Annotated in this window: 24 protein-coding genes; 11 read left to right on the top strand and 13 right to left on the bottom strand. The window is 58.8% G+C overall.

Annotated features, from left to right (window positions below; translation table 11 throughout):
• Positions 1-269: 269 nt before the first annotated feature.
• Positions 270-1,469, bottom strand: a complete 1,200-nt coding sequence (gene tyrS / locus DFS28_RS29440; protein ID WP_111452574.1) for a tyrosine--tRNA ligase — start codon at positions 1,467-1,469, stop codon at positions 270-272.
• A 212-nt stretch (positions 1,470-1,681) separates the two neighbouring features.
• Here tyrS and DFS28_RS29430 point away from each other — a divergent pair, with 212 nt between their 5' ends.
• On the top strand, positions 1,682-3,106 hold the full coding sequence (locus DFS28_RS29430; RefSeq protein ID WP_111452573.1) for a peptidoglycan DD-metalloendopeptidase family protein: 1,425 nt from the start codon (positions 1,682-1,684) through the stop codon (positions 3,104-3,106).
• Positions 3,107-3,109: 3 nt separating this feature from the next.
• On the top strand, positions 3,110-4,201 hold the full coding sequence (locus tag DFS28_RS29425) for an anhydro-N-acetylmuramic acid kinase (RefSeq protein ID WP_111452572.1): 1,092 nt from the start codon (positions 3,110-3,112) through the stop codon (positions 4,199-4,201).
• Between the two features lie 66 nt (positions 4,202-4,267).
• Here the strand turns inward: DFS28_RS29425 and erpA are convergent, their stop codons facing one another.
• Both erpA and argC read right to left on the bottom strand, forming a co-directional pair.
• Positions 4,268-4,618 (bottom strand): iron-sulfur cluster insertion protein ErpA, encoded by a 351-nt coding sequence (gene erpA, locus DFS28_RS29420; RefSeq protein ID WP_007947969.1) that lies wholly within the window; start codon positions 4,616-4,618, stop codon positions 4,268-4,270.
• Between the two features lie 168 nt (positions 4,619-4,786).
• Positions 4,787-5,821, bottom strand: a complete 1,035-nt coding sequence (gene argC / locus DFS28_RS29415) for an N-acetyl-gamma-glutamyl-phosphate reductase (RefSeq protein WP_008147251.1) — start codon at positions 5,819-5,821, stop codon at positions 4,787-4,789.
• Positions 5,822-5,956: 135 nt separating this feature from the next.
• Here argC and hemJ point away from each other — a divergent pair, with 135 nt between their 5' ends.
• The 6 genes from hemJ (at position 5,957) to coq7 (ending at position 10,455) form a co-directional block, all read left to right on the top strand.
• A complete protein-coding gene (hemJ, locus tag DFS28_RS29410; protein WP_008147249.1) occupies positions 5,957-6,385 on the top strand; it encodes a protoporphyrinogen oxidase HemJ in 429 nt (142 codons plus the stop codon).
• A 33-nt stretch (positions 6,386-6,418) separates the two neighbouring features.
• Positions 6,419-7,444, top strand: coding sequence for a nitronate monooxygenase family protein (locus DFS28_RS29405; RefSeq protein WP_111452571.1), 1,026 nt, complete (start codon positions 6,419-6,421; stop codon positions 7,442-7,444).
• Complete coding sequence (locus DFS28_RS29400; protein ID WP_111452570.1) at positions 7,444-8,409, top strand: DUF805 domain-containing protein; 966 nt, start codon at positions 7,444-7,446, stop codon at positions 8,407-8,409. The genes DFS28_RS29405 and DFS28_RS29400 overlap by 1 nt, the downstream gene beginning before the upstream one ends.
• A gap of 62 nt (positions 8,410-8,471) precedes the next feature.
• Positions 8,472-9,260, top strand: coding sequence for an SDR family oxidoreductase (locus DFS28_RS29395; RefSeq protein WP_046045397.1), 789 nt, complete (start codon positions 8,472-8,474; stop codon positions 9,258-9,260).
• An 82-nt stretch (positions 9,261-9,342) separates the two neighbouring features.
• Entirely contained in the window at positions 9,343-9,681 is a 339-nt protein-coding gene (locus DFS28_RS29390; RefSeq protein ID WP_008147240.1) for a histidine triad nucleotide-binding protein, read from the top strand.
• Positions 9,682-9,807: 126 nt separating this feature from the next.
• Positions 9,808-10,455, top strand: coding sequence for a 2-polyprenyl-3-methyl-6-methoxy-1,4-benzoquinone monooxygenase (gene coq7 / locus DFS28_RS29385; protein WP_111452569.1), 648 nt, complete (start codon positions 9,808-9,810; stop codon positions 10,453-10,455).
• Between the two features lie 86 nt (positions 10,456-10,541).
• On the opposite strand, the gene DFS28_RS29380 is transcribed toward coq7, so the two are convergent.
• Positions 10,542-10,964, bottom strand: coding sequence for an OsmC family protein (locus DFS28_RS29380; protein WP_007941657.1), 423 nt, complete (start codon positions 10,962-10,964; stop codon positions 10,542-10,544).
• Positions 10,965-11,195: 231 nt separating this feature from the next.
• Between DFS28_RS29380 and crp the strand changes: the two genes are divergently transcribed.
• Entirely contained in the window at positions 11,196-11,840 is a 645-nt protein-coding gene (gene crp, locus DFS28_RS29375) for a cAMP-activated global transcriptional regulator CRP (RefSeq protein ID WP_008147233.1), read from the top strand.
• Here crp and DFS28_RS29370 read toward each other — a convergent pair.
• From DFS28_RS29370 to DFS28_RS29355, 4 genes are all read right to left on the bottom strand, one after another.
• Entirely contained in the window at positions 11,837-12,538 is a 702-nt protein-coding gene (locus tag DFS28_RS29370) for a lipoate--protein ligase family protein (RefSeq protein WP_111452568.1), read from the bottom strand. The genes crp and DFS28_RS29370 overlap by 4 nt on opposite strands.
• A 171-nt stretch (positions 12,539-12,709) precedes the next feature.
• A complete protein-coding gene (gene trpC, locus DFS28_RS29365) occupies positions 12,710-13,546 on the bottom strand; it encodes an indole-3-glycerol phosphate synthase TrpC (RefSeq protein ID WP_111452567.1) in 837 nt (278 codons plus the stop codon).
• Positions 13,543-14,592, bottom strand: a complete 1,050-nt coding sequence (trpD, locus tag DFS28_RS29360) for an anthranilate phosphoribosyltransferase (RefSeq protein WP_056741323.1) — start codon at positions 14,590-14,592, stop codon at positions 13,543-13,545. Before trpD ends, trpC begins: the two co-directional genes overlap by 4 nt.
• Positions 14,593-14,601: 9 nt before the next feature.
• On the bottom strand, positions 14,602-15,195 hold the full coding sequence (locus DFS28_RS29355) for an aminodeoxychorismate/anthranilate synthase component II (protein ID WP_033056198.1): 594 nt from the start codon (positions 15,193-15,195) through the stop codon (positions 14,602-14,604).
• A gap of 47 nt (positions 15,196-15,242) precedes the next feature.
• Between DFS28_RS29355 and DFS28_RS30565 the strand changes: the two genes are divergently transcribed.
• Together DFS28_RS30565 and estP are read left to right on the top strand one after the other, a co-directional pair.
• Complete coding sequence (locus DFS28_RS30565) at positions 15,243-15,605, top strand: hypothetical protein (RefSeq protein WP_158539706.1); 363 nt, start codon at positions 15,243-15,245, stop codon at positions 15,603-15,605.
• Positions 15,602-17,509: an esterase EstP gene (gene estP, locus DFS28_RS29350; protein WP_111452566.1), complete on the top strand. Its 1,908-nt coding sequence runs from the start codon at positions 15,602-15,604 to the stop codon at positions 17,507-17,509. The genes DFS28_RS30565 and estP overlap by 4 nt, the downstream gene beginning before the upstream one ends.
• A gap of 118 nt (positions 17,510-17,627) precedes the next feature.
• Here the strand turns inward: estP and trpE are convergent, their stop codons facing one another.
• From trpE to DFS28_RS29320, 5 genes are all read right to left on the bottom strand, one after another.
• Complete coding sequence (trpE, locus tag DFS28_RS29340) at positions 17,628-19,109, bottom strand: anthranilate synthase component I (protein WP_111452565.1); 1,482 nt, start codon at positions 19,107-19,109, stop codon at positions 17,628-17,630.
• 71 nt (positions 19,110-19,180) lie between these two features.
• Complete coding sequence (locus tag DFS28_RS29335) at positions 19,181-19,999, bottom strand: phosphoglycolate phosphatase (protein WP_046045387.1); 819 nt, start codon at positions 19,997-19,999, stop codon at positions 19,181-19,183.
• Positions 19,996-20,670 (bottom strand): ribulose-phosphate 3-epimerase, encoded by a 675-nt coding sequence (gene rpe, locus DFS28_RS29330; protein WP_008027088.1) that lies wholly within the window; start codon positions 20,668-20,670, stop codon positions 19,996-19,998. The genes DFS28_RS29335 and rpe overlap by 4 nt, the downstream gene beginning before the upstream one ends.
• A 346-nt stretch (positions 20,671-21,016) precedes the next feature.
• Positions 21,017-22,165 (bottom strand): iron-containing alcohol dehydrogenase, encoded by a 1,149-nt coding sequence (locus DFS28_RS29325; RefSeq protein WP_111452564.1) that lies wholly within the window; start codon positions 22,163-22,165, stop codon positions 21,017-21,019.
• Positions 22,166-22,403: 238 nt separating this feature from the next.
• Positions 22,404-23,228 carry an ABC transporter permease gene (locus DFS28_RS29320; protein WP_033056203.1) on the bottom strand — a complete coding sequence of 275 codons (825 nt, stop codon included), beginning with the start codon at positions 23,226-23,228 and terminating at the stop codon, positions 22,404-22,406.
• Between the last annotated feature and the right edge of the window lie 4 nt (positions 23,229-23,232).

Here is a 23,232-nt window from a genome sequence, read left to right as displayed (position 1 = left end):
GATCTCTCGTTAGCGGGAGGCGAATTCTACAGCGTTACTCGCTGCTGTCAACACCTCTTTTACACCGCTGTCGACCGAGAAGATCGAATCGTCAATTAGGCAAAAACAGACTGCCTGATCAACTCCTTCTGAGCTTCGATGACCTGAAGCAACTCGCTGTCGAAAACTGCATAACTCATTGTTTACCAAGGAGTTTTCCGTCTCGACTGCGCCGGAAGTGGGGCGAATTATAGACTTCCAGAATCTGCCGTCAACCCCTAATTCGAGCTTTACTCGGATTTGAGCGTAATACGCGCAAATGCCTTCTTCCCAGCCTGGCAGACATGGGTCGCGCCCAGTGCGTATATAAAGGTGCGATCGACCACCTCACCATCTATACGCACACCACCAGAACCCAGAAGGTCCCGCGCGACAGCCGAGTTCTTGACCAGACCTGCCTTATTAAGAACAGCAGCAATCGGCATGTCTTCAGCAGCAGTCAATTCGATCTCTGGCAGATCGTCCGGCAGCTCGCCCTCCTTCATACGGTTACCCGCCCCACGGTGCGCGTTGGCCGCCGCCTCTTCACCATGGAAACGCGCAACGATCTCTTCAGCCAGCTTGATCTTGATATCACGCGGATTGGCACCCGCTTCGACATCGGCACGGAATGCATTGATCTCATCCATGGAGCGGAAACTGAGCAATTCGAAGTAGCGCCACATCAGCGCATCCGGAATGGAAACCAGTTTGCCGTACATCACACCCGGCGCTTCCTGAATACCCACGTAGTTGCCCAAGGACTTGGACATCTTTTTCACGCCATCCAGACCTTCGAGCAGCGGCATGGTCAGAATGCACTGAGCCTCTTGACCATATCCACGCTGCAGTTCACGCCCCATCAACAGGTTGAACTTCTGATCAGTACCACCCAGCTCGACATCCGCGCGCAAAGCAACCGAGTCATAACCCTGAACCAGCGGATAGAGGAATTCATGAATGGCGATCGGTTGATTGGTGGTGTAGCGCTTGTCGAAGTCGTCGCGCTCGAGCATGCGAGCCACGGTGTACTGAGAAGTCAGGCGAATGAAGTCGGCCGGCCCCATCTGATCCAACCAGGTGGAGTTGAACGCAACTTCGGTTTTCGCCGGATCAAGAATCTTGAAAACCTGGGTCTTGTAGGTCTCGGCATTCTCGAGAACCTGCTCGCGGGTAAGAGGAGGACGCGTAGCACTCTTACCGCTCGGATCGCCGATCATCCCGGTGAAGTCACCTATAAGGAAGATCACCTGATGCCCCAGCTCCTGGAACTGGCGCAGCTTATTAATAAGCACGGTATGACCCAGGTGCAAATCCGGCGCGGTCGGATCGAAGCCTGCCTTAATACGTAGCGGCTGACCACGCTTGAGCTTTTCGATCAGCTCGGACTCGACCAACAGTTCTTCCGCACCACGTTTAATCAGCGCTAGCTGCTCTTCAACCGACTTCATAACAGACCCGCAAGGCTCGAATTCAAAGGGAACCAACCATACAAGATCGCGCGTCAAATACAAGTTTTGCCCGGCGCACGGACACCAATCCACAGACTCAGCGTTCGCGGACTTGCTTCAGGGATGATTTGGTTATATTTTATACAGTTATTTCATCTTCATCATGTCATTCATCTTTTCCAATTCATCTTTTTCAAAGTCAAAAATTACCTATGACCAAAGAATCGTCTAAAGCGCCGCCGCTTTACCCGAAGACCCACCTGCTCGCAGCAAGTGGCATCGCCGCCCTTCTGAGCCTGGCGCTTCTGGTATTTCCTTCCAGTGATGTTGAAGCCAAAAAGACGACCCTGAGTCTTGAACTGGAAAGCCCTGCTGAACAACTGACACAAGATCAAGACGCTGCCGAGGCCGTCCAGGCCACAAATGAGCCAGCAGCTTCCCCTTTTGCGCAGATCGAAAACAGCGCCGAAGAACCCCAGGAAACCGCACAGGCCGCGCCCGCGCCGGCGCCAGTGATCGAAGAAAAAAAGTCTCCAAACCACAGGGAAGTAATCGTTTCTAAAGGCGATACCCTCTCCACCCTGTTTGAAAAAGTCGGCCTTCCAGCAGCTTCGGTGCATGAAGTGCTGGCCAGTGACAAGCAGGCCAAGCAGTTCAGCCAACTCAAACATGGCCAGAAACTCGAATTCGAACTGAACCCCAATGGCCAACTGACCAACCTTCACAGCAAGGTCAGCGACGTCGAAAGCATCTCCTTGACCAAGAATGACAAGGGCTATGCATTCAACCGCATCACCGCAAAGCCGACCGTGCGTTCGGCCTATGTTCATGGCGTGATCAACAGCTCGCTATCGCAGTCCGCTGCACGCGCCGGTTTGTCCCACAGCCTGACCATGGACATGGCCAGTGTGTTTGGCTATGACGTCGACTTCGCCCAGGATATTCGCCAGGGTGACGAGTTCGATGTCATCTACGAACAGAAAGTCGTCAACGGCAAGGCTGTCGGCAATGGCCCGATCCTTTCCGCTCGCTTCACTAACCGCGGCAAGACCTACACCGCCGTGCGCTACACCAATAAACAAGGTAACAGCAGCTACTACACCGCTGACGGCAACAGCATGCGCAAGGCGTTTATCCGTACCCCGGTGGACTTCGCCCGCATCAGCTCGAAATTCTCGATGGGCCGCAAGCACCCGATCCTGAACAAGATCCGTGCTCACAAAGGCGTCGACTATGCAGCCCCGCGTGGCACTCCAATCAAGGCAGCCGGTGATGGCAAAGTGTTGCTGGCCGGTCGCCGTGGCGGCTACGGCAACACCGTCATTATCCAGCACGGCAATACCTACCGTACGCTGTACGGCCACATGCAGGGCTTTGCCAAAGGCGTGCAGACTGGCAGTAGCGTCAAGCAAGGCCAGGTGATCGGCTACATCGGCACCACCGGACTCTCCACGGGACCGCATTTGCATTACGAGTTCCAGGTCAATGGCGTGCACGTCGACCCACTAGGCCAGAAAGTGGCGATGGCCGATCCGATCTCCAAAGCCGAGCGCGCACGTTTCCTCGCGCAGAGCCAACCGCTGATGGCGCGCATGGATCAAGAGAAATCCACGCAACTGGCTTCGAGCAAGCGCTAAGCCATGACGCTCTATATAGGTGTGATGTCCGGGACCAGCCTCGATGGCCTGGACATAGCGCTGGTTGAACTGGCCCCGGCGATCAAACTGATCGCCACGCACTACATTCCCATGCCTGACTCACTGCGCACCGAGCTGCTTGGCTTGTGCGCCAGCGGCCCGGACGAGATTGCCCGCTCCGCCATCGCCCAGCAGAACTGGGTGAAACTGGCGGCACAGGGTATTCACACCCTCCTCGACCAACAAAAACTGAAACCCGAAGCCATTCGCGCAATTGGCAGCCACGGCCAGACCATTCGCCACGAACCGGCGCGCGGCTTCACCGTGCAGATTGGCAACCCTGCCCTTCTGACCGAGTTGACCGGCATCACCGTGGTCAGCGACTTTCGCAGCCGCGATGTGGCGGCTGGCGGACAAGGCGCCCCGCTGGTTCCAGCCTTTCACGAAGCGTTGTTTGAAGAACGCGCAGGCAATCGCGCGGTATTGAACGTTGGCGGATTCAGCAACCTCAGCCTGATCGAGCCCGGCAAACCGGTAGCCGGTTTCGACTGTGGCCCGGGCAATGTTCTGCTGGATGCCTGGATTCACCAGCAACGCGGCGACAACTTTGATCGCGATGGCCAATGGGCTGCCAGCGGCAAGGTCGAACCGGCTCTGCTGAACGAGCTGCTCAGTGATCCATTTTTCATGACCAAAGGCCCCAAAAGTACCGGCCGTGAAGTGTTCAACCTGCCATGGCTGACACAACATCTATCGAAACTGCCGACTTTCGCCGCCGAAGATGTGCAAGCAACACTGCTTGAGCTGACCGCACTGACCATTATCGAGTCATTGCAGAACGCCCAATCAGATACCCGGGAACTGTTGGTCTGCGGTGGCGGCGCCCACAACGCCACGCTGATGAACCGCTTGGCCAGCTTGCTGCCGAACACCAAGGTCAGCAGCACCTCGGCTTACGGTGTAGACCCGGACTGGGTCGAAGCCATGGCCTTCGCCTGGCTGGCCCATTGCTGCCTTGAAGGCATCGCTGCCAATCGCCCGAGCGTCACCGGCGCAAGCGGCCTGCGCGTACTCGGCGCCATCTACCCCGCTTGATCTGCACACAGCAAAACGCCGCAGAGCCCTGAGGCCATGCGGCGCTTGGTGATGCGGTGATTGCGATCAGATCGAGAACGAAGAGCCACAGCCACACGTGGTGCTGGCGTTCGGATTCTTGATTACGAAGCGTGAACCTTCCAGACCTTCCTGATAATCCACCTCGGCACCTGCCAGGTACTGGAAGCTCATCGGATCAACGACCAGACTCACCCCTTCGCGCTCGACAATGGTGTCGTCATCGGCCACTTCCTCATCGAAGGTGAAGCCGTACTGAAAACCTGAACAACCGCCGCCCGTAACGAATACGCGCAGCTTCAAGCGATCATTCCCCTCTTCATCGACCAGGCTCTTCACCTTGTGTGCGGCACCGTGGGTGAATTGCAAAGCCGTGGGGGTGAAGGATTCGACGCTCATGCTAACTATCTCCCGGCGTTACGCCGCCATAATGCGTGATGACGCGCATTATCCGCTTCTCCTAGAAAATCGGTCAACTATTGTTACGGTATATCAATCAACCCAATCGTAAGCCCGGAATGCAAAAAGGCCCGTCAGACGGGCCTTTTTGCTGAGCGGGCTAAAGCCTTACGGCAACATGCCAGCGTGAGACAAGCCCAGGCGCTCATCCAGCCCGAACAGGATGTTCATGTTCTGCACCGCCTGACCCGACGCACCTTTGACCAGGTTGTCGATCACCGACAACACCACCACCAGGTCACCATCCTGCGGACGATGCACCGCAATACGGCAAACGTTGGCACCGCGCACGCTGCGGGTTTCTGGATGGCTGCCGGCCGGCATGACATCGACGAACGGTTCGTTGGCATAACGCTTTTCAAACAGTGCCTGCAGATCCACCGAGCGATCCACGACGGTCGCGTAGAGCGTCGAGTGGATGCCTCGAATCATTGGCGTCAGGTGCGGAACGAATGTCAGACCGACGTCCTTGCCCGCTGCACGACGCAGACCCTGGCGGATTTCCGGCAAGTGACGGTGACCTTTGACGGCGTAAGCCTTCATGCTTTCCGACGTCTCGGAGTACAGCGAACCTACAGACGCGCCACGACCGGCACCACTGACGCCGGATTTGCAGTCAGCAATCAGGCGGGTGGTATCGGCCAGACCTGCTTCAAGCAATGGCAGGAAACCCAATTGCGTAGCAGTCGGGTAGCAACCCGGAACGGCGATCAGGCGAGCCTGCTTGATCTGCTCGCGATTGACTTCCGGCAAGCCGTAAACCGCCTCCTCCAGCAGTTCTGGCGCGCCGTGCGGCTGACCGTACCACTTGGCCCACTCATCGGCGTCTTGCAGACGGAAGTCCGCCGACAGGTCGATGACTTTGGTCCCGGCCGCCAACAGTTCGCCAGCCAGCGCATGGGCAACACCGTGAGGCGTGGCGAAGAACACCACGTCGCAAGCGCCCAGCGTCTTGATGTCTGGAACGCTGAACGCCAGGCCATCGTAATGACCGCGCAGGTTCGGATACATATCAGCCACGGCCAGACCGGCCTCGGATCGGGAAGTGATGACGACCACTTCTGCTTGCGGATGCTGCGCCAACAGACGCAGCAGTTCGACACCGGTGTAACCCGTGCCGCCGACGATACCGACCTTGACCATAAACCTGCCCTCAACGAACCCACTGGAAAGCCGTCGATAATAGGGGCCGCGCGGCTCTACGACAACCGCCAAGGTGACGTGCGGGCGCTCTACCCTCTACTATCTTCGCTACCGTGAACCTGGGAATAACTAAAAATGCTTTATCTGTGGCTCAAAGCGCTTCACATCGTCAGCATGGTCTGCTGGTTCGCCGGCCTGTTCTACCTGCCGCGCCTGTTCGTTTATCACGCCCAAAGCGAAGACACCGTCAGCAAAGAACGTTTCAGCATCATGGAGCGCAAACTCTACCGCGGCATCATGGGCCCGGCGATGATCGCCACCCTGATTTTCGGCATCGCACTGATCGCCTTGAACCCCAGCATATTTAGTCAAGGTGCCTGGATTCACGCGAAGTTGACCCTGGTGGTGATCCTCATCGGCTACCACCACATGTGCGGCGCCCAGGTGAAACGTTTTGCCCGTGGCGAGAACACCCGCAGTCATGTCTTTTATCGCTGGTTCAATGAAGTGCCGGTTCTGATATTGCTGGCCATTGTAATTCTGGTCGTCGTCCGGCCGTTCTAACGCCAATAAGCACAACTCACCGGGGTACTTCCAATGTCGCTGCCCGCTCTGCTCGAACAACGCTTGCGTCTGCCGGTGGTGGCAGCGCCAATGTTCCTGATTTCCAACCCGCAACTGGTGCTCGCCTGCTGCCGTAATGGCGTGGTGGGCAGCTTTCCTGCGCTGAACCAGCGCGAGAGCAGCGGCTTCAAGTCCTGGCTGGAAGAGATCGAAGCAGGGTTGGCGACACTGGAGAATCCGGCGCCTTATGCGGTGAACCTGATCGTCCACCACAGCAACCCGCGGCTGCAAGCGGACCTGGCGATCTGCATCGAGCACAAAGTGCCGATTGTGATCACCAGTCTCGGCGCCGTGAAAGAACTGGTCGATGCAGTGCACAGCTATGGCGGTCTGGTGTTCCATGACGTGACGACTCGTCGCCATGCAGAGAAAGCCGCCGAGGCCGGGGTCGACGGTTTGATCGCCGTGGCAGCGGGAGCCGGTGGACACGCCGGAACCTGGAGCCCGTTCTCGCTGATTGCCGAGATTCGCCAATTCTTCGACAAGACCCTGCTGCTGGCCGGCTGCTTGAACCATGGCCACGAGATTCTCGCGGCACAATTGCTCGGTGCGGATCTGGCCTACTTCGGCACACGATTTATCGGCACCACCGAAAGTCATGCGCCTGACGCCTATAAAGAGATGCTGCTGACTGCCAGAGCCGCAGACATCGTCCATACTCCAGCGGTGTCGGGAGTACCGGCGAGCTTTATGCGTCAGAGCCTTGAGGCTGCAGGTTTCGACATGGCCGCGCTGCACGGCAAGGGCGAGGTGGACTTCGGCTCCAAACTCAAGCCCATGAGCGATGAAGCCAAAGCCTGGAAAACCGTCTGGTCCGCAGGCCAGGGTGTCGGCGAGATCGACGACTTGCCGAGTGTCGATCAATTGGTCGCTCGCCTTGATGCCGAGTACCGCAAAGCGCTGGAGCTGGCGGCAGCGCTGCCCAAGCGCTGGCCACGCGGACAGGAAAACCTGGCCAGTCCATTCCGGCTGGCTTCACACGACAAGGATGCCTCGTAATGAGCGAAAACCGTTTCAAGATCGTGTTCGACGGCGCTCTGCTGCCAGGTGTTGACGTCACCACCGCCAAGCTCAATCTCGCCGAGTTGTTCAAAAGCGATGTGGCTGCCATCGAGCGACTGTTCAGTGGCAAGCCGGTTGCGCTCAAACGCGACCTGTCGCAGGGCGATGCGCAGACTTATCTCCAGGCGCTGACCAAAACCGGTATCGATGCCCGGATCGAATCCGAACCCTCGATCGAGCTGAACCTGGCTGACGTTCATGAACACGCCCCTGCTGTCGCGGCAGATCCCGAATCCCCTTACGCACCACCCCGGGCTACCGTTGGCGAAGCCTTGCCTGCGTTTTCCACACTCAAACCGTTCAGCTTCGTGGGTCGGATCGGTCGCTTGCGTTATCTGGCCTGGACGATGTCGCTGACGCTGGTAACCCTTGGTGTTGGCACTGTGCTTGCTGTTTTTGGCTTGGCCCTTATCTCTGCGGACACTACCGCCGGCTTGATTCTCGGTGGCTTGCTGGCCTTTATTCTCTTCGTGGCGCTGGCGTTCGTCAGCATCCAGTTCAGTGTCCAGCGTCTGCACGATATCGGCTGGTCTGGCTGGCTCTGGCTACTGACCCTCGTGCCGTTCGTGGGCAGCATCTTTCCGTTCGTGATGATGATTGCGCCGGGTAATAACACCGCCAATCGATACGGTGCGCCACCACCGCCCAACAGCGCCGCGGTCAAGGTCCTGTCGTCACTGTGGCTGGTGTTTATCGCGATCCTGTTCATCGGCGGACTGACCGGCGGCCTTACTACCCTCCAGAGCGAATATGAAAGCGCCACCCAGAGCGGCTATGAAAGTGACTCAGTGACCACTGAAGAGATCGAAGATCAAACCGCTGTGGAAGCAGAGCCCGCGCCAAATTCAGCCGACGATGCAGCCGAAGAAGCCCAGCCCCCTGTAGACTCTGCGAAAGAATGAACAGCGCTCCCCGTCCGTGACACCTGCGTCGCCGGCGCGGAGCTGTTGCGATGGAGAAATGCATGACCCGTTACGCACTGATCACTGGCGCTTCCAGCGGCATCGGCCTGGCGATGGCCGAAGCACTGGCCCGGCGCGGCCGCAGCCTGATTCTGGTGGCCCGTCAGCGTGATCAGCTGGAAAGTATTGCGATTGAACTGACCCAACGTTTTGGCGTGGAAGTGTTGTTCCGAGCCTGTGACCTCGGCGAGCCGCTACGGCTGTCCGGTTTTCTGCTGGAGCTGGAGGAAGGTGACCGACAGATCGATTTGCTGGTCAACTGCGCCGGCATCGGCACCTGCGGCCCTTTTCTGGCTCAGGACTGGATGACCGAGCAGGACCTGATCGAAGTGAACATCCTCGCACTCACTCGACTGTGTCACGCGATCGGCAACAGCATGGCGCTGCAGGGCGGCGGTCAGATTTTGAATGTCGCCTCGGTGGCGGCGTTCCATCCCGGCCCGTGGATGAGTACTTATTACGCCAGCAAGGCTTATGTGCTGCACTTTTCCGAAGGGTTGCGCGTCGAACTGAAAAAATGCGCGGTCAAGGTCTCGGTGCTCTGCCCCGGCCCTACCCGCACGGCGTTTTTCCGCACCGCGCAATTGGACGCTGGCAAACTGATCGACAGCAAGATGCTGATGAGCCCCGAGGAAGTCGCGCTCTACACCGTCCGGGCTCTGGAGAAAAATCGCGCCATCATCATTCCGGGTCGACGCAACCGCTGGCGTGCCTTCCTGCCGCGACTCGGCTCCCGCTGGCTGACCCGGACAATCGCTGGCATGGTCAACAAGGCTTACTGCCCGCGCTGATCGCACCCTCAAGGTAAAAGGCTGGGCTCAGGCATCACCCATGGTTACACTCAGGCCAGCCCAAACAACGGAGAAAGTAGCTGTGGATACTCTGTTCACCAAGATCATCAACCGGGAAATTCCGGCAAAGATCATTTACGAGGACGACCAGGTACTGGCCTTCCACGACATCGCCCCACAGGCACCCGTGCATTTTCTGGTGATCCCGAAAAAAGCAGTGCGCACGCTTAACGACCTGACCGAGGACGACAAGGCATTGGCTGGGCATATTCTGTTCACTGCCCAGCGTCTGGCCCTGGAACTGGGTTGCGAAGAGGGCTTTCGCGTGGTCATGAATTGCAATCCATTGGGTGGGCAGACCGTCTATCACATACATATGCATGTATTGGGTCAGCGCCAGATGCATTGGCCGCCGGGCTGATTGCAGCAAGCCCTGTGGGGTCGGGCAATCCCGCCCCCACAAGCACCTGCGTCGCAATGACTCAGCGCAAACCTTCCCTGGCCGATTGGGTTAAACTGGCCGCCGAGATTCTTCCCGGAGGTCAGCATGACAACCCAACGTCACTACTCGCCGATTGACCGCCTTCTGCTACAAGCCGATGCCGCGATGCGTACCTTGCTGCCCTTCAGTGGTCAGCCGTACCGCCCTTCGCCCGCTATCGTGCAGCCGGATGCGCAAATGAGCGACGAAGACTCCCGGCACGTCGCCGGTCTGATGCGCATCAACCATACCGGCGAAGTCTGTGCCCAGGCGCTGTATCAAGGTCAGGCCCTGACCGCCAAGCTGCCGCAAGTGCGCGCCGCCATGGAACATGCCGCCGAAGAAGAAATCGACCACCTGGTCTGGTGCGAACAACGCATAAAACAGTTGGGCAGCCACACCAGCATTCTCAATCCGCTGTTCTACGGCATGTCGTTCGGGATTGGCGCGGTAGCCGGGCTGATCAGCGATAAAGTCAGCCTGGGTTTCGTTGCCGCGACCGAGCATCAGGTGTGCAAACACCTCAACGAACACCTTGAGCAACTGCCAGCCGAGGACGAAAAGTCTCGGGCGATCCTCGAGCAGATGCGCATTGATGAAGAACACCACGCCGAAAGCGCGCTGGAGGCTGGGGGTTTCCGCTTCCCGGCACCGGTGAAGTTCGGCATGAGCCTGATGGCCAAGGTCATGACCAAGAGTACTTATCGGATCTGACTCAATGGCTTTCGTAGGAGCAAGGCTTGCCTGCGATTGCATCCTTGAGATCGCCATCGCGGGCAAGCCTTGCTCCTACAGTCGATTCAACCGAGCTCGATGATCTCGTAGTCATGGGTAATTGCCACGCCAGCCGCACCCAGCATGATCGACGCCGAGCAATACTTCTCGGCAGACAGCTCGATGGCGCGTTTGACCTGGGCTTCTTTCAAGCCGCGGCCCTTGACCACAAAATGCATGTGAATCTTGGTGAAAACCTTCGGATCTTCGGTAGCACGCTCGGCTTCGAGGAAGGCTTCGCAGCTTTCAACGGCCTGACGGGACTTCTTGAGGATGCTGACCACGTCGAAATTGCTGCAACCGCCAACACCCAGCAGGAGCATTTCCATCGGCCGGACACCCAGGTTGCGACCGCCGGCATCGGGCGGACCGTCCATGACCACGACATGACCGCTGCCGGATTCGCCGAGGAACATGGCTTCGCCAGCCCATTGGATGCGTGCCTTCATCGCCAAGACTCCACTGTATAAAAAAGGGTCGCCAGCTTAGCACAGGGGCCTTGATTGACGACGTCTCGCCTTCCTACGACGCAAGCCGCTGTGCTGTAGGTAAATTCTCGAATATTGCAGGAAGTGTCTGTTAAGCTGGCGCCAATTCACTGGCGCATTGCCAGCTTTATAGCAACCTCAGCGACTCATAAGAAAATCAAACACACCGTGAAGTCTTTTCGGGATACAACCATGGTTGCTATTACCCCAACACCCAAAATCAAGAACCTCGACAAGCTGTTGATGCACTGCCAGCGCCGTCGTTATGCGGCCAAAAGCAACATCATTTGTGCCGGCGACCGCTCAGACACGCTGTTCTTCATCATCAAGGGTTCGGTCACCATCCTGATCGAGGATGACGACGGCCGCGAAATGATCATCGCCTACCTGAACTCCGGAGACTTCTTCGGCGAGTTGGGCCTGTTCGAACAGGCGGGCCTGGAACAGGAACGCAGCGCCTGGGTGCGCGCCAAGATCGAATGCGAAGTCGCGGAGATCAGCTACGCAAAATTCCGCGAACTGTCCCAACAGGATCCAGACATTCTTTACGTGCTCAGCGGACAAATCGCACAGCGCCTGCGCAACACCACCCGCAAAGTGGGTGACCTTGCATTCTTCGACGTTACCGGCCGCGTCGCGCGCTGCCTCCTGGAACTGTGCAAGCAGCCAGATGCAATGACCCATCCCGATGGCATGCAGATCAAGGTGACCCGTCAGGAAATCGGGCGGATTGTCGGTTGTTCACGTGAGATGGTCGGTCGCGTACTCAAGGACCTGGAAGAACGCAACCTGGTGGACGTCAAAGGCAAGACCATGGTGGTCTTCGGTACGCGCTAAACCCTGAACATGTTTGCCAGCAACTCGCGGTACAACGTGTCGAGTCGCCCCATCGCATCAGGTGCTGCATATTTTTCATGAAGAGCAATGTGGCTCTCGGCGCGAACTCGCTGCTCCAGGCCACAGGCTTCATTGAAACGGTTAACCGCCGCAACCATCGACTCACGCTCGTTATCGAGCAACAAAGCACCGTGCACCAACCCTACCGGACGCGTACCGCCCTTGCTCTGGCGCCAGCGTTGAGCCGTGCCGACCATCTTGCGCCCGTCAAGGTTGACGTTGAAACGTCCATCACAGAACGCACCCTCTATTTCGCCCAAAGACGAAACGCCGCCCAGCTCATCGAGTAACTGACAAATCGGATCGCAAAGCCGGCGATAACCGGTTTCGATGCGGTTTTGGTCACCCTCGCTACGCGGTGGCGCGTAGACCAGTGCGATGTTGATCGTCGAGGCCGATTGCGGCACCGGTTCACCGCCGGTTTCACGCAACAACACCGGCCAACCTGCCGCAGCCGACACTTCGCACGCGGCCTCGAACCCAGGCAGACGATTCAACCGTCGCGGCATGACCAGTGCCCGGTCACTGGGCTGCCAGAACAGCAGGCCAAACTCCGAATCGCCGGTGCACACATGGGCCAACAGATCCTGTTCGGCGAGCAGGCCGGCTTCGACGGTCAAGGCGATAGGTGAGGTCATCAGTTAATCCACAGGACGTTCAATCTGCTGTGCATCTCATGCCATCTTCGCGAGCAAGTCGAGTCGTCGCACCGCCACTCCCACATTGGATCGGCGTTGTCTGAATGGACGCGGACTAATGTGGGAGCGGGCTTGCTCGCGAAGGGAGCGTCGCGGTTTGTCTATTTGTACTCAGTCGAGTGTAGAACCGCTCACCGCGATGCCACGCTCAGGAAAGAACAGACGCTGCAGCTCGGTGCCCGGGCTTTCGGCGCGCATGAACGCTTCGCCCACCAGGAACGCGTACACATCGCTGATTTCCATCAGCTCGACATCGGCCCGGTTGAGAATGCCACTTTCGGTGATCACCAGACGATCACGCGGGATACGCGGCAACAGATCGAGGGTGGTTTCCAGGTTGACTTCGAAAGTGTGCAGGTTGCGGTTGTTGACGCCTACCAACGGAGTGTCGAGGGTTTTCAAGGCCCGCTCCAGCTCGTCGCCATCGTGAACTTCCACCAGCACATCGAGGCCGACACTTTTGGCGACGGCAGCCAACTCGGCCATTTTCACGTCATCCAGAGCGGAGACGATCAGCAGCACGCAGTCGGCGCCCAACGCTCGGGCTTCAATGATCTGGTACGGATCAATCATGAAGTCCTTGCGGATCACCGGCAGTTTGCACGCCGCCCGCGCCTGTTGCAGATACACATCGGCGCCCTGGAAGTAATCGATATCGGTCAGCACTGACAGACAGGTCGCGCCGCCCTTCTCGTAACTCTTGGCGATGTCGGCGGGAACGAAGTTCTCGCGAATCACGCCTTTGCTCGGTGAAGCTTTCTTGATTTCTGCAATGACCGCTGGCTGCTTGAGCTTGGCCTGAGCCAATAGTGCCTTGGCAAAACCACGGGGTGCATCGGCCGCCTTGGCCAGACTTTCCAGCTCCGCCAGGCTTACGCGAGCGCTACGCTCGGCGACTTCCTGGACTTTACGGGCCAGAATGTTTTCCAGAACCGTCGGTACACTCATCCCTCATTCTCCACTTTGAATACCGCGGTAAATGCACCCAACTCCTCCAGTTTTTCCCGAGCGAGGCCTGTGTGCAGCGCATCGTGCGCCAGGGCAACGCCTTCTTTCAAACTGCTGGCATGGTCAGCGGCGTACAACGCGGCACCGGCATTGAGCATAATCATTTCCGCGGCTTTCTGACCGTTCTCGGTCTTGCGCTTGCCCAGGGCATCGCGAATCAGCTCCAGGGAAGCCGCCGGGCTATCCACTGCCAGACCGTGCAGGCTCTGGCTTTTCATGCCCAGGTCTTCTGGCTCGACCCAATACTCGGTGATCTGGTCATCCTTCAATTCCGCCACGAAGGTTGGCGCCGCCAGACTGAACTCGTCCAGGCCATCCTTCGAGTGCACCACCAGCACGTGCTTGCTGCCCATACGCTGCAAGACTTCGGCCAGCGGCCGGCACAACGCCTGATTGAACACGCCCACCACCTGATGCTTCACGCCGGCCGGATTCGTAAGCGGGCCGAGCATGTTGAACAGCGTGCGCAAGCCCAGCTCCCGGCGCGGGCCGGCGGCGTGCTTCATGGCGCTGTGATGGGTCTGGGCGAACATGAAACCGATGCCGACGTTGTCGATGCAGCGTGCGACCTGAACCGGCGTCAGGTTCAAGTAGATGCCCGCCGCCTCCAGCAAATCGGCGCTGCCGCTTTTGCCCGAGACCGCACGGTTACCGTGCTTGGCCACGGTGCAACCGGCCGCCGCGACCACGAACGAGGAAGCGGTCGAGACGTTAAAAATGTTCGCGCCATCACCCCCGGTACCAACCACATCGACAACGCCGTCGAGGGTCTTGAGTTCGACCTTGTCCGCCAGCTCGCGCATGACCGACACGGCACCGACGATCTCGTCGATGCTTTCACTCTTCATGCGCATGGCCATCATGAACGCGCCGATCTGCGCGTCCGTGCATTGCCCGGTCATGATTTCGCGCATGACATCGCGCATCTCATCGGTGCTGAGGTCGAGCTGTTCGACGATACGGCTCAGGGCTGTCTTGATATTCATGAAAAGTCCTTAGCGCGTGCCGCCGGTTTGTTTGAGGAAATTGGCGAACAGCTCGTGGCCCTGTTCGGTGAGGATCGACTCAGGGTGAAACTGGACGCCCTCGATGTTCAGTGTCTTGTGGCGCAGGCCCATGATCTCGTCGACCGAACCGTCTTCAAGCTGGGTCCAGGCGGTCAGTTCCAGGCAATCGGGCAGGGTTTCGCGTTTGACGATCAGTGAATGATAGCGGGTGACTGTCAGCGGATGGTTCAGGCCTTCAAAAACGCCTTTGTCCTCATGGAACACCGGGCTGGTTTTGCCGTGCATGACCTGACGGGCACGCACCACATCGCCGCCAAAGGCCTGGCCGATGGACTGATGGCCCAGGCACACGCCCAGAATCGGCAGTTTTCCGCCAAAATGTTTGATTACGTCAATCGACACGCCGGCTTCGTTCGGCGTGCAAGGGCCGGGTGAAACGACGATCCGCTCTGGGTTGAGCGCTTCGATTTCGGCAATGGTGAGCTCATCGTTGCGCACGACTTTGACCTGGGAACCGAGCTCACCGAGGTATTGCACAACGTTGTAAGTAAAAGAGTCGTAGTTATCGATCATCAGCAACATGGCGTTAAGAACCTCTTGAATTTACTGACTTTGAATACAGCCTTCGAATGATTTACCCGCAGCGTCCTGCACTTTGTCAGTCGCTGGAGTCGCGCTGCAAAGCGGTTTGTCTTGCGGGTAAAGAAGGCAAAGCGGTAAAGATCCGGCCGGGCCGGCAGAAGGATTCAGGCGCGCCAACGCCAACGGGCGTGTGCCTTGATGACTTGATCCAGAAGTTTGCTGACGATCAACACGGGGAAGGTCTCATTTATACGTCTCGGCACAGTAACTTAGCTGGGCAGAGCGTGCAATATGGGGCGATCGAAGCTCTTGAAACAATTGACGGGTTCGCGCCGAACGGCAACAGGCTCTATAGTTTTTGGCACTATCGTTTCGCTCACTACAACAATAACAAACGGACTTGCTCATGATCAGACAGACGTTGACTGTACCGCTTGCCGGCTGCTTGCTCGCCATGGCCTGCACCCAGGCGATCGCGGCGCCCAACCCTTATTCGAGTTTCATCGTCTTCGGCGATAGCCTCAACGATGCCGGGCAGTTTACCGACACGGGTGGCCCTCCCGGTTCGCCCCTGCGCTTCACCAACCGGACCGGCCCGATTTACCGGGACGGCAGCGGCGAAGTCTACTCCGCCAACTCCACCCAATTGCTGGGTGACCGGCTCGGGTTTTCACCGGACCAGACGGCCGCTTCAACCTCGGCGGCGCGTGCGAGCCAGGGCCTGCCGGACGGGAACAACTGGGCCGTTGGCGGTTACCGCACGGACCAGATCCTCACCTCGATCACCAGCGTATCCGCCACGGGCGAACGCACGCGCCCGGGCTATCTGCCGACAAACAACTTCAGCGCCGATCCGAATGCGCTGTATTACATTTCCGGCGGTGGTAACGATTTTCTTCAGGGACGTGTACAAAGTGGCGCTCAGGCGAATGCCGCTGCGGATCGACTGGCTAACAGCGTCCAGGTTCTGCAAACCGCCGGCGCCCAGTACATTATGGTCTGGCTGCTACCCGACCTGGGTTTGACGCCCGCCATCAATGGCACGCCTCTGCAGACTCCCACCTCACTACTGAGCTCTGCCTTCAACCGGCAACTGGTCACCCGTCTCGCAGGGATCGATGCCGAAATCATCCCGTTGAACATTCCGCTGCTGTTGCAGGAAACCTTCGCCGATCCGGCGCGATTCGGTTTTGCTACAGGCCAGAACCTGACGGCGACCTGCTTCAGCGGTAACAGCTGCACCGAAAACCCTGCGTATGGCATCAACAGTGCCACCCCGGACCCCAGCAAGCTGATTTACAACGATGGGGTTCATCCGACCGAAGCCGGGCAGAAACTGATTTCCGACTACGCCTATTCCTTACTGGCTGCGCCGTGGGAGCTGACGTTGTTGCCGGAAATGGCCCACGCCACCTTGCGTGCGCACCAGGATGAACTGCGCAGCCAATGGCAATCGGACTGGGAGAACTGGCAGGCGGTCGGCCAATGGCGCGCGATTGTCGCCGGTGGCGGTCAGCATCTGGATGTCGATAGCCAAAGCAGCGGCGCCAGCGCCGACGGCAACGGTTACAACCTGAACATCGGCGGCAGCTATCGTCTCAATGATGCCTGGCGCGTCGGTGTGGCGGCAGGTTTCTATCGTCAGAACCTGGAAGCAGGCAATAACGATTCGGACTACAAACTCAACAGCTACCTGGCTACCGCCTTCGCCCAGTTCCAGCAGAATCACTGGTGGGCCGATGCCGCGTTGACCGGTGGCAAGCTGGATTACGACAACCTCAAACGCAAATTCGACCTGGGTGCCAGCGAAGGTGCGGAGAAAGGCGATACCGATGGCTATCTGTGGGCCTTCAGCACACGGGTTGGCTACGACATTGCACAACCGGGCAGCGAGTGGCACCTGTCGCCGTTCATCAGCGCCGATTACGCAACAGTGGAAGTCGACGGCTATTCGGAAAACAGCACCCGCTCCACAGCGTTGACCTTTGATGATCAGACTCGCGATTCAAAACGTCTGGGCGCCGGTCTGCAGGGTAAGTATCAGATCACCCCGCAGACTCAAGTGTTCGGCGAATACGCGTATGAGCATGAATACGAGGATGACACTCAGAAAGTAAACATCGCGCTCAACAGCCTGCCGTCCCTGGACTTCAAGCTGGACGGCTATACACCGCAAAGCCACTTGAATCGCGTGAGCCTGGGGGTCAGCCACAAGTTGACGGCCGATCTGGCGTTGCGCGGTGGGTACACGTTCCGCAAGGATGATGACTTTACCCAGCAAGGCATCAACGTGGGGGTCGTTCTGGATTTCTGATAACCGACTAGATCTGTGGGAGCGGGCTTGCTCGCGAAAGCGGAGTGTCATTCACCTCAAATGTTGAATGAAACGCCGCTTTCGCGAGCAAGCCCGCTCCCACAGGTTTTGCGTGAACTCAGGCGTCCGGGGTTTGCTCGGCCAGGGCTACGGCGCGGAACATCGCTCGGCGCTTGTTCAGGGTTTCTTCCCATTCCAGCGCCGGTACCGAGTCGGCAACGATGCCGCCACCGGCCTGCACGTGCAGTTCGCCGTTCTTGATCACCGCGGTGCGGATCGCGATCGCGGTGTCCATGTTGCCGTTCCAGGCGAAATAGCCCACCGCGCCGCCGTAGACTCCCCGCTTGACCGGTTCCAGTTCGTCGATGATTTCCATCGCGCGAATCTTCGGTGCGCCAGACAAGGTGCCCGCTGGCAGTATCGCCCGCAGTGCGTCCATCGCCGTCAGGCCGGCCTTCAATTGACCGGTGACGTTGGAAACAATGTGCATCACGTTGGAATAACGCTCGATCACCATCTTTTCGGTGAGTTTCACCGAACCGATTTCCGAGACCCGACCGGTGTCGTTACGGCCCAGGTCGATCAGCATCAAGTGCTCGGCAATTTCCTTGTCGTCGGACAGCAGGTCTTTTTCCAGCGCCAGGTCCGCCTCTTCGTTGGCCCCGCGTGGGCGAGTGCCGGCGATCGGGCGCACGGTGATCAGGTTGTCTTCGACCCGCACAAGCACTTCCGGCGAACTGCCGACGACATGGAAGTCGCCGAAGTTGAAGAAGTACATATAAGGCGTCGGGTTGAAGCAACGCAGCGCCCGGTACAAGTCGATGGGCGCAGCCTTGAAGTCGATCGACATGCGCTGGGACGGCACGACCTGCATGCAGTCACCGGCCAGGATGTATTCCTTGATGGTGTCGACGGCTTTTTCGTAATCGTCCTGGGTGAAGCTCGAACGAAATACTGGGTCAGCGGACTGTTGCTTGCTGAAATCCAGTCCACGGCGCGGGGTAATCGGCTGACGGAGTTTTTCCAGCAGCTCTTCCAGGCGCGCCTGACCTTGCTCGAATGCATCGTCCTGCGACGGATCGGCCAGCACAATGGCGTGCATCTTCCCGGCGAGGTTGTCGAATACCACCACCGCGTCGGAAACCATCAGCAGAATGTCCGGCACGCCCAACGGATCCGGGTTCGGGCACTTGCCCAGACGCTTCTCCACATAGCGCACGCAGTCGTAACCGAAGTAACCCACCAGACCGCCATTGAAGCGCGGCAGGCCAGGGATGGTCGGCACGTTGTAGCGGGCTTTGAATGCTTCGACGAAGGCCAGTGGATCTTCGGCTTCGTGGCTTTCGATCTCGATGCCGTCGTGGGTCACGCTGACGTGATGGTCGTGAACCCGCAGCACGGTGCGGCACGGCAGGCCGATGATCGAGTAACGGCCCCACTTCTCCCCGCCCTGCACCGATTCCAGCAGGTAGGAGTTGGGCTGGTCGGCCAGTTTCAGGTAGATCGACAGCGGTGTGTCGAAGTCGGCCAGGGTTTCGCAGGCAAGCGGGATGCGGTTGTAGCCGGCAGCGGCCAAACGCAGGAATTCTTCGCGGATCATGGGGTAGCCTCGTGGCTTGAGGGTCTAACAGTCAGGTATGCAAACGCGCCGGTAGGCCGGCCAGGAACAAGTCAGGCGCGCCAACGCCAGCGGGCCAGGGCCTTGATGACTTTCATCCAGAGTTTGCGAGTGACCACCACGATGGCGTTTCCAGAAGGGGGTTGAACAGCGTCGGGCAACGTTATCTCAGCGGCTGGATCCAGGCAACCGGGAATTAACTTGCGCAGATCGTCGATCACCAGTGCCGGCGATTCTTCGGCAATCGGACGGCCATGGTTATAGCCATAACTGAGCGCCACGCATTTGACCCCCGCCGCTTTCGCCGCCAGCACATCGCTGCGCGAATCGCCGACGAACAAGGATTGCGACGCCGGGATGTTGGTCATTTTCATCACGAAAAACAACGCTGCCGGGTCCGGCTTTTTCTGTGGCAGGGTGTCGCCGCCGATGATCAAACGGAAATAACGACCGATTTTCATCTGGTCCAGCAGCGGCGCGACGAAACGCTCCGGCTTGTTGGTGATCAGCGCCATCTCGACACCCTGCTTGTGCAGCCATTTCAGGGTGTCGCGCACGCCGGGGTAAACCACCGTCAGCTCGTGACCGTCTTCGTAAAAACCGTTGAACAGCTCCAGGGCATGCTCGGCCTCGACCTCATCGACACCCTCGGCGTCGATGTGGTTGGCCAAGGCCCGGCGTACCAGCGTGTGCACGCCGTTGCCCACCCACTCACGCACCGATTCGATGCCGGCAGGTTTTCGCCCGAGTTTGAGCAGCATGTTATCCACAGCCGCTGCGAGGTCGGGGACCGAATCGATCAACGTGCCATCCAGATCGAACATCACCAGCCGTGGCAGAGACCCCGGGAACAACTGCTCAAAGCCACTCATGGGCGGGCCAGCGCCAGTTCGGAACGCATCTTTTCAATCACCTCTTGGTAGTTCGGCGCATTGAAGATCGCCGAGCCGGCGACGAAGGTGTCGGCGCCAGCAGCGGCGATTTCACGAATGTTGTTCACGTTCACGCCGCCGTCGATTTCCAGGCGGATGTCACGGCCGGAGGCATCGATCAGCGCCCGCGCTTCACGCAGCTTGTCGAGGGTGCCGGGGATGAACTTCTGCCCGCCGAAGCCCGGGTTGACGCTCATCAGCAGGATCATGTCGACCTTGTCCATCACGTACTTGAGCACGTCCAGCGGCGTCGCCGGGTTGAACACCAGGCCCGACTTGCAGCCGCCTTCGCGGATCAGTTGCAGGGAACGGTCGACGTGCTGCGAGGCTTCCGGATGAAAAGTGATGTAGGTCGCGCCGGCTTCGATGAAGTCACCGACGATGCGGTCCACCGGGCTGACCATCAGGTGCGCGTCGATCGGCGCGGTCACGCCGTACTTGCGCAGTGCAGCGCACACCATCGGGCCGATGGTCAGGTTCGGCACGTAGTGGTTGTCCATGACATCGAAGTGCACAAAGTCGGCGCCAGCGGCCAGGACGTTGTCCACTTCTTCACCCAGGCGGGCGAAGTCGGCGGAGAGAATCGACGGAGCAATTACGAAGGGCTGCATGACGCACCTTTTTTGAGCAGAATCACGATGGCGCGCATTGTATACCTCATGCTTTGACCCGCGCGACGTGGCTGCGATGATTGGGCCTGCCATCCATTATTTTCTGTGCCGCGTTGTGTCTGAAAGCGGGCCAGGCAAGGCGCAGGCCGCCGGTAATGGTTGTTCCCTTGCCAAGGACTGCAACGCAGCCTGGCCCGCTTTCAGACACAACCCGAAGGGCCGGGCCTGCTGTTGCGCAGGGCTGCGTTGCTCGGAGCTTATTTGGAATGACCAAACCACGCTCCTCGCGCCTTGCCCTGCGCAACAGCAGACCCGGCGCGGCACAGAAAATAATGGATGGCAGGCCCTAGTAGGCCGCTCGGTAAATCTTCTCTATGTCGATGGCACTCAGTTTGCGCGGATTGTTGCGCATCAGGCGCTCAATTCCCGCCGCTTCCACGGCCATGGCCGGGATGGCGTCTTCGAGAACGCCGAAGCTGCGCAGTCCCGGCGGGATTTCCACCGCAGCGCACAACTCGGTCATCGCCTCTACGGCCTTGTCCGCCGCGTCGTTGGCGCTCAGATGAGCGGTCTTCACCCCCATGGCCTCGGCGATATCCTGCATGCGCTCCACGCAGGCCATTTTGTTCCAGGTCATGACATACGGCAGCAGCAAGGCGTTGCTGACGCCATGGGCAATGTTGAAACGGCCGCCCAGCGGATACGCCAGCGCGTGCACCGCCCCGACCCCGGCATTGCCGAACGCCATGCCGGCCATCAGGCTGGCGGTGGCCATGTCTTCGCGGGCCTGGAGATTGGACGGATTGGCGTAGGCCTTGGGCAGCGCCTTGGCGATGAGCTTGATGGCGCCGATGGCCAGCGCGTCGGTAATCGGTGAGGCGTTCAACGACAGATAGGATTCGATGGCGTGCACCAGAGCATCGACGCCACTGGCAGCTGTGACACTGCGCGGACAGGTCAGGGTCATTTGTGGACTGACCAGCGCCACGTCCGGTAATAGATAGTCGCTGACGATGCCTTTTTTCAGCTGCGCGACCTTGTCGGAGAGGATCGCCACGTTGGTGACTTCCGAGCCGGTACCGGCGGTGGTCGGAATGGCGATCAGCGGCGGGCCTTTGCGCGGCACCTGATCGATGCCGAACAGATCGTCCAGCGCTCCGTGATAACCGGCGTAGGCCGCGACACTTTTAGCGATGTCGATGGCACTGCCGCCGCCCAGGCCGATCAGTCCGTCGTGCCCGCCCTCGCGGTAGACCCGCATGCAGTCTTCGACGATGGCGATTTCCGGGTCAGGCAATACACGGTCGAAAATTTCATAGGTTCGGTCGCCCAGCTGCGCCAGCGCCAGCTCGACCGTGCCGGACTTGACCAGGGCGGCATCGGTGACGATCAGTGGGTTGTCGATGTCCAGGCGTGTCAGTTCAGCCGCCAGTTGCTCGATGGCAGCTGCGCCGGTGATCAGTTTGTGGGCGATTTTGAAAGAGGAAAGACTCATGTGCGCAGCCTCTTATAGATAGGGGAGCTGGGCACAAGAGTAGCTGGGGATTGGGGTTTGTCTGCTTTCAGGCAGTGATTGACTTCATAACCATGACAGGGTCGACACAAATCAACTGTGGGAGCGGGCTTGCTCGCGAAAGCGTCAGCACATCCAACATCTATGTGACTGAAAGACCGCTTTCGCGAGCAAGTCGAATCGTCGCACCGCCGCTCCCACATTTTGACCGTGTACGGCCTCAGACTTGGGCCGTACGCAGTTTTTCGCTACGGCCGCGCAGCCATTCCAGGGTCAGCAGCAGGATCACCGAGAAGGCAATCAGCAACGTCGCCGCCGCCGCGATGGTCGGGCTGAGGTTTTCGCGGATACCGCTGAACATCTGCCGTGGCAATGTCGCTTGTTCAGGACCGGCGAGGAACAGCGTCACCACCACTTCATCGAACGAAGTGGCGAAGGCAAACAGCGCACCGGAGATCACGCCAGGCGCAATCAGCGGCAAGGTCACCCGACGGAACGCCGTCAGTGGCGAAGCACCCAGGCTCGCAGCGGCGCGCACCAGGTTTTGGTTAAACCCCTGCAACGTCGCCGACACCGTGATGATCACAAACGGCACACCCAGTACAGCATGCACAACAATCAGCGAGGTATAGCTGTTACCAAATCCCAGTGGAGCAAAGGTCAGGTAACTGGCCACACCGATGATCACCACCGGTACCACCATCGGCGAAATCACCAGCGCCATCACCAACGGCTTGCCAGGGAAGTCGCCCCGCGTCAGGCCGATGGCCGCCAGCGTACCGAAGATCATCGCCAACACAGTCGCCGCCGGAGCAACGATGATGCTGTTCTTCAGCGAACGCATCCATTCGGCCGAAGCGAAGAAGTCCTGGTACCAGTGCAACGAAAAGCCTTGCAGCGGGTACACCAGAAAACTCCCGGAGTTGAACGACAGCGGAATGATCACCAGTACCGGCAGAATCAGGAACAACAAGACCAGCCCGCAGAGAATGCGCAAGCTGTAGAACCACACCCGCTCAATGGGCGACATATAAGGACTCAGCATTTCG

Origin of the sequence: Pseudomonas sp. 478 (assembly GCF_003254125.1) — a bacterium.
In the GTDB taxonomy this organism is placed as follows: Bacteria; Pseudomonadota; Gammaproteobacteria; order Pseudomonadales; family Pseudomonadaceae; genus Aquipseudomonas.
The sequence above is the reverse complement of the archived record's forward strand: the minus strand, read 5'-3'. Positions and strand labels throughout refer to the sequence as shown.